The organism is Aeromonas sp. ASNIH8 (assembly GCF_002919855.1).
Taxonomy (GTDB): domain Bacteria; phylum Pseudomonadota; class Gammaproteobacteria; order Enterobacterales; family Aeromonadaceae; genus Aeromonas; species Aeromonas caviae.
In genome coordinates this window covers 23,341-30,077 of record NZ_PQLN01000062.1, presented here as the reverse complement: position 1 = coordinate 30,077, position 6,737 = coordinate 23,341, and the positions used below count along the sequence as shown (strand labels likewise).

The 6,737-nt window shown below is 59.3% G+C and carries 5 protein-coding genes and 1 rRNA gene; 1 reads left to right on the top strand and 5 read right to left on the bottom strand.

All coding sequences use genetic code 11. The annotated features are described in order from the left end of the window. From C3418_RS15815 to pepQ, 5 genes are all read right to left on the bottom strand, one after another. Positions 1 to 115, bottom strand: a 16S ribosomal RNA gene (locus tag C3418_RS15815); the annotation flags it as partial. Positions 116 to 561: 446 nt separating this feature from the next. Further along, positions 562 to 1,086 carry a menaquinone-dependent protoporphyrinogen IX dehydrogenase gene (gene hemG, locus C3418_RS15810; protein WP_029313439.1) on the bottom strand — a complete coding sequence of 175 codons (525 nt, stop codon included), beginning with the start codon at positions 1,084 to 1,086 and terminating at the stop codon, positions 562 to 564. Positions 1,087 to 1,093: 7 nt separating this feature from the next. Then, entirely contained in the window at positions 1,094 to 2,551 is a 1,458-nt protein-coding gene (locus C3418_RS15805; protein ID WP_103858864.1) for a TrkH family potassium uptake protein, read from the bottom strand. A 36-nt stretch (positions 2,552 to 2,587) separates the two neighbouring features. After that, entirely contained in the window at positions 2,588 to 3,205 is a 618-nt protein-coding gene (locus C3418_RS15800; protein ID WP_010672418.1) for a YigZ family protein, read from the bottom strand. Next, positions 3,205 to 4,527, bottom strand: a complete 1,323-nt coding sequence (gene pepQ, locus C3418_RS15795) for a Xaa-Pro dipeptidase (RefSeq protein ID WP_103858863.1) — start codon at positions 4,525 to 4,527, stop codon at positions 3,205 to 3,207. Before pepQ ends, C3418_RS15800 begins: the two co-directional genes overlap by 1 nt. Positions 4,528 to 4,723: 196 nt before the next feature. Here pepQ and C3418_RS15790 point away from each other — a divergent pair, with 196 nt between their 5' ends. Further along, positions 4,724 to 6,661: an acetoacetate--CoA ligase gene (locus C3418_RS15790; RefSeq protein ID WP_103858862.1), complete on the top strand. Its 1,938-nt coding sequence runs from the start codon at positions 4,724 to 4,726 to the stop codon at positions 6,659 to 6,661. The last annotated feature ends 76 nt before the right edge of the window (positions 6,662 to 6,737 follow it).

Below are 6,737 nucleotides of genomic sequence, written 5' to 3'. Positions count from 1 at the left end.
CCCGTCCGCCGCTCGCCGGCAAAAGTAGCAAGCTACTTTCCCGCTGCCGCTCGACTTGCATGTGTTAGGCCTGCCGCCAGCGTTCAATCTGAGCCATGATCAAACTCTTCAATTTAAGTTTGGTTGCCAATAAAGGCGGCTCAATGAATTGCTGAATTAACTGCTGCAACTAAAAGTTGCTTTGGTCACTTCATCAGACATTGAAAATCAAAAATTGTTTTTGATGCTCGATGCTGTGAGTGCCCACACAGATTGCTTGATTCAAATTGTTAAAGAGCGTCACGCTTATCGCGTTGAGGAGGCGCATCTTACGCTCCTCACTTCAAAAGTCAAGCGGTTGTTTTCGCTTTTCTTTCGGCGCCCACTTCGCAAGAAAGCTGGCTCATCAGGTTGGCGTAGTCCGCCGTGCTGGTAGGGGCGCATTATAGGGAGCCGCGCCGGGATGACAAGGGCTATTTTGCGAAAAATAGTCCTTTTTACCGTTTTGTGGCTCGAACGCCTACTTATCAAACAAAAAGCCCTGCTTACGCAGGGCTCTGGCCGCTTTGAATGACGTCGCTGTTACTTTTTTGACCAAAACTCACGGGCAAAGCCGCGCACCTTGTCCCAGTCGGTGAATTCCAGATCCTTGCTGGTATCCGTGCTGCCCCCGGTAATCTTCATGATCAACTGAATGATACGGGTCTGCCACCAGTTGTAACGGGAGTACTGCAATGCCCCGGCAAACACCCCCAGAGTTTTGGGCTTCCAGGGAGAGAGGCGCAGAAACTTCTTCATGTAGGCGTTTGTCTGCGGCGTCTGCTTCTCGGGCTTGCGTGCCGTCAGGTTCACACAGAAGAACGCCGCATTGGCTACTTCCAACTGTTCATGATGTGCGTGTATGAAGCTGAGCAGGCTGGGGTGGAAGTTACCATAACGAATGGAAGCGCCAATCAACACCTTGGCATACTTGCTGAGGTTGCACATGGGCAGGGTGTGCAGGTCGTGCATCACCACTTCGCATCCTGATATTTCCTCCAGCATGACATCCACGATTTTCCGTGTTTGCCCGTCCCGGGAAGAATAAAGCACCAAAATCTTGTCCATACCAACCTCAACTACGCCAGAATGCAGGAGTAAACAGTACCAGAAGTGTGAAGATTTCCAATCGACCAAACAACATGGCCACGATTAATATCCACTGTGCAGTGGCCGAGATATTGCCGAAGTTGGCCGACACCTCCCCCAGACCCGGCCCCACGTTGGTGAATGCCGCAGCCACGGCGGAGAAGGCCGTCACTTCGTTCAGCCCCGTCATCAGCAGCAACAGCATGAAGATGAAGAACAGGATGATGTAGGTGGCAAAGTAGCCCCAGACCGCTTCCACGATCCGCTCCGGTACGGCGCGGCGTCCCAGCTTCAAGGTGTAGATGGCCCGCGGATGCACCAGCCGTTTGAGTTCACGCATCCCCTGCAGGAACAGGATCATGAAGCGCATCACCTTGATGCCCCCCCCGGTACTGCCGGCGCAGCAGCCGATGAAGGCGGAGAACATCAACAGCATGGGCAGAAAGGAGGGCCACTCCGCATAGCTGGTCGTGCTGTAGCCGGTGGTCGTGCCCAGCGACACCGCCTGGAACAGACCGTGGTTGAGCGCCTCCTGCCAGGTGGCGTAATGGCCGTGGAACAGCAGAGAGACGAAACAGATCAACACCAGCACGCACTGGATGCTCAGAAACACTTTGAGCTCCGAGTCCCGCAGATAGCTGCTCACGCGCACCGGCTTGTGGGCAAATACCATGAAGTGAAGCGCGAAGTTGACGCTCGCCAGCAACAGGAACACCACTGTGATCAGGTTGATGGCCGGGCTGTCGAAGAAACCGATGCTGGCGTCGTGGGTCGAGAACCCCCCAACCGACAAGGTGGAGAAGGAGTGGCAGATGGCATCGAACAGGGTCATGCCCGCCATCCAGTACGCGAGAGCGCAGAGGGAGGTCAGCAACAGATAGATGAACCAGAGCGCCTTGGCCGTCTCGGCGATGCGCGGGGTCACCTTGTTGTCCTTGACGGGCCCCGGGATCTCGGCGCGATAGAGCTGCATGCCCCCAATGCCGAGCAGCGGCAGCACGGCCACCGCCAGCACGATGATCCCCATGCCACCGAGCCATTGCAGCAGCTGGCGGTAGAAGAGAAACGCCTTGGGCAGATTGTCCAGCCCGGTCAGCACCGTTGCGCCCGTGGTAGTTAGGCCGGAAAACGACTCGAAAAATGCCTCCGAGACCGACATGTCAGGCGTGTCGCTCATGATGAAGGGGACGGCACCCACGCTCCCCAGCACCACCCAGAACAGCACCACGATGAGGAAGCCTTCCTTGGACCTGAGTTCCTTTTTCTGGTGGCGGTTGGGGAACCAGAGCAGGAAGCCGAGCAGGAGGGCGATGAAGAAGGAGTTGACGAACTCGGTTCCACCGCCATCACGATACCCAAAAGAGACCATCGCGGGCAGCAGCATGGTCGAGCTGAACAGGGCAACCAGCAGACCGACGATACGAATGATGCTCAGAATCTGCATTCCGGCTCCCTCTTCAGACTAAAAGAGCGATGGATTCTAGCCATCTAAGGGACGAAGGGATACCCGACCCTGGGTCCGGTCGGTCAATTCCTGTGCGATACGGGCCCAGAGCGCAGACTCCCACGCTACCTGAAGGGTGACGCTGGCACCATAATCGGCCACCAGCAACTGCCCTTGATGGGCAGAGATGAGGGACTCCACGGCCCCCATGTCGGTGTAGTCACACTGGATCACGGAAGAGGTCAGCTGACGCTTGATACAAGTTTCAAGTTGCTTGAGTGCTGCCCCCACACCACCGCCATAGGCCTTGACCAGGCCACCGGTCCCCAGCAGCACTCCACCGTAATAGCGCACCACCACGGCGGCAACTTCACCCAGACCGGCCCCCATCAACTGGGCCAGCATGGGTTTGCCCGCCGTGCCCGAGGGTTCGCCATCATCACTGAAACCATAAACCTGGCTGTCTTGCGGGGCGCCGGCGACAAAAGCCCAGCAGTGATGCCGGGCTCCCGGGTGTTGCTGTTTGATCTCGTCTATCCAGGCCTTGGCGGCCTCGACGGTCGGAGTGTGGGCGATGTAGGTAATGAAGCGGCTCTTCTTGATCTCTTCGCTCACCTCCAGCGGGGCTGCCGGTATGGGGTAATCCGTCGCCATCAGAGCCCTGCTTGTCTGGTCAGGTTCTCCACCCCGTTGGCATGCAGCACCACGTTGTCCTCGATGCGAATGCCACCATAGGGACGCAGCGCCTCCACCTTGTTCCAGTTGACCCGCTTGCCCTGCTCACCCTGGCGCAGCGGCTCCAGCAGGCTGTCGATGAAGTAGAGACCCGGTTCTATGGTGAAGACCTGACCCACTTCCATCACCCGGGTGCAGCGCAGATAAGGGAACTGCTCGGGGGCCGCCAGGTGGGTGCCACGCTCATCCTGCATGAAGCCGCCGACATCGTGTACCTGCAGGCCGAGGAAGTGGCCGAGACCGTGGGGGAAGAAGACATTGGTCACCCCGGTGTGGATCATCTCGTCCACCGACATGTCTACTAGTTCGGTGGCTTGCAGCAGGCGCGCCAGCCTGTGGTGCATCTGCAGGTGCAGCTCGCTGTAGCGGCGGCCCGGCTTGATCTCGTCGATGATCTCCTGTTGCTGTGCATCCAGCGCAGCAATCAGATCGGCGAACTCACCGCGGCGCCAGGCCCAGGTTCGGGTAATGTCGGAGGCATAACCGTGCACGTCCACTCCGGCATCGATGAGGAAGGAGTAACGCTCCGCATCCGGCACCCGCTGGGTGGAGAGATGGGTGTAGTGCAGGATGGCCGCATTGCGGTTGATGGCAACAATGTTGCCGTAGGGCGCCTCATTGGCCCCCTGTCCGACCGCCTTCATGTAGGCCAGGTTGATCTCGAACTCGCTCGCCCCCGCCATGAAGGAGTCCTTGGCCGCGATGTGGCCGCGCACGCCGATGCGGTTGGCATCGCGAAGACATTCCAGCTCATAGGGCGTCTTGTAGGCACGTTGGTAGTGCAGGTAGTTGAGGACCGCCTCCGGATTGGGCTGGCCCAGTCCCAGCAGCTCGGCCACTTCCAGATGGCCGCCCAGATAGGCCCACTCCTGCTTGTTGGCCGGCAGGTGATCGGCAACCTGCTCCGGGCGAGTCAGGAAGCGAATGTCGAAGAAGTCGACCCAGAAGGCGTTGGGCAACTCCGCCACCTTGTGCCAGAAGTCCACCGGCCGGTAGAACAGCAGCACCGGCTTGCTCACACCATCCACCAGCAACCAGCAGTGAGGGTTGTCCAGCACCGGCAGCCAGGCCTTGAACTGGGGATTCACCTTGAAGGGATAATCCTGATCATCGAGGAAGATACGATGAGTCTGGCCGGAGTGGATAGCGAGACCGCCAAGACCCTGTTGTTGCAGGATGTCGCGGGTACGCTGCTGAAGGGTGTCGAGATGCTGGGCAAAAAGTTGGCTGTAACTACTCATGGCGTCCTGCTCCGGGCGAATGTGACTTCAGCATAACATCAAGCGAATCAAGGCTCGAGCCACCCGGCTTTCGCTTCGTGAGGTAACGCATAGGTTACAGGCTTTTTGTTATGAAGATAAAACAGGCAATTAACAAACAAAGAACAATTCAATACACTGCCCACAGACAGTAGATATCAGCCGTCAGGAACGACTCATGCAAAACCTTTGTCTGTGGACACCGGATCAGGACAGGATGCAGCACTCCAACCTCCACCAGTTCATGGCCGAGGTCAATCACTTCCATGGCCTGCAACTGCGCAGCTATGCCGACCTGTATCAATGGTCGGTGGAGAAGACCACCCGCTTCTGGCCCCTGGTGTGGCAGCACTGCGGCGTCAAGGGCGAGCTTGGCAACATTGTGGCGGAGAACCGCCAGGATATGCAGCGCGCCCGCTGGTTCCCCGACAGCCAGCTCAACTTCGCCGAGAACCTGCTGCGCCGTCAGGATGAGAGCCCGGCCATCATCTCCCGCATCGAAGGGGGTCCAAGCCGGACCCTGAGCTGGCATGAGCTGGCAGATCAGGTCGCCCGCCTGGCCCAGTGGCTTCGCAGCCAGGGCATAGGCCGGGGTGATGTGGTCGCAGCCTACCTGCCCAATATCCCGGAAACCGTGGTGGCCATGCTGGCAACCACCAGCCTCGGCGCGATCTGGACCTCCACCAGTCCCGATTTTGGCGAGGCCAGCGTGGTGGAGCGCTTCGGCCAGACCCGTCCCAGGGTGCTGTTCGCGGTGGATGGCTACCGCTACGGCGGCAAGGCCATCGACATTCAGGACAAGGTGGCCAGCGTCGTCGGTCAGCTCGACAGCCTAGAGCAGACGGTGATGATCCCCCTGCTCGGCAACCCGCTGCAGCTTGGTCACGACTGGCAACAATTGCTGGCAAGCCAGCATGATGCACAGCTCGCCTTCGAGACCATGGCCTTCAACGACCCGCTCTATATCCTCTACTCCTCCGGCACCACCGGCAAACCCAAGTGCATTGTGCACGGCATTGGCGGCACCCTGCTGCAACACCTGAAAGAGCACCAGTTGCACTGCGACATCAAGCCGGGGGAGCGCATCTTCTACTTCACCACCTGTGGCTGGATGATGTGGAACTGGCTGGTGAGCGCCCTCGCCTCCGGCGCCACCCTGGTGCTCTACGATGGTTCCCCCTTCTACCCGGATGGCAACGTGCTGTGGGATCTGGCACGGGACGAAGAGGTCGCCCTGTTCGGCACCTCGGCCAAGTATCTCGATGCGCTGCACAAGCAGGGTTATGCCCCCATCAAGACCCACGACTTGCCGCACTTGCGGCTGATCTGCAGCACCGGCTCCGTGCTGTCGCCGGAGGGGTTTGACTACGTTTACCAGCAGATAAAGCAGGATGTGCAGCTCAGCTCCATCTCTGGCGGCACCGACATCTGCTCCTGCTTCGTCATCGGCAACCCCTTGAGCCCCGTCTATCGCGGCGAGAGCCAGGGGCGCGGCCTTGGTCTCGCGGTGCAGGTATTCAACGAGGCGGGCCAGCCGGTGCTGGGTGAAAAGGGCGAACTGGTCTGCACCAAGCCGTTCCCGGCCCAGCCCATCTACTTCTGGGGTGACGAGAACGGCGACAAGTACCACGCCGCCTACTTCGAGCGGTTCGACAACATCTGGTGCCACGGGGACTGGATCGAGCTGACCCCGACCGGCGGCATCCTGTTCTACGGCCGCTCCGACACGACCCTCAACCCGGGCGGCGTGCGCATCGGCACCAGCGAGATCTACCGCTATGTGGAACAACTCGACGAGGTGGAAGAGAGCATCGTCATCGGCCAGCAATGGAAACAGGACGAGCGGGTGGTGCTGTTCGTCAAGCTCAAGGCGGGTTGCAAGCTGGACGACGGACTGCGTGAGCGGATTTGCCAGCAGATCAAGCGGCACTGCACCGCCCGTCATGTGCCTGCCCGCATCCTGCAGGTGGATGCCATCCCCCGCACCAAGTCCGGCAAGATAGTGGAGCTGGCGGTGCGGGAAGTGGTGCATAACCGCCCCGTCAACAACACCCACGCCCTCGCCGATCCCGAGGTCTTGAACCAGTATCGCAATCGGCCGGAACTGACCAGTTGATACCACGCTCATCTCCATCGGAGGCGCCGCAAGGCGCCTCTTTTTTGCCCGTTTTGTGATGAAGAGCTTTTACTCG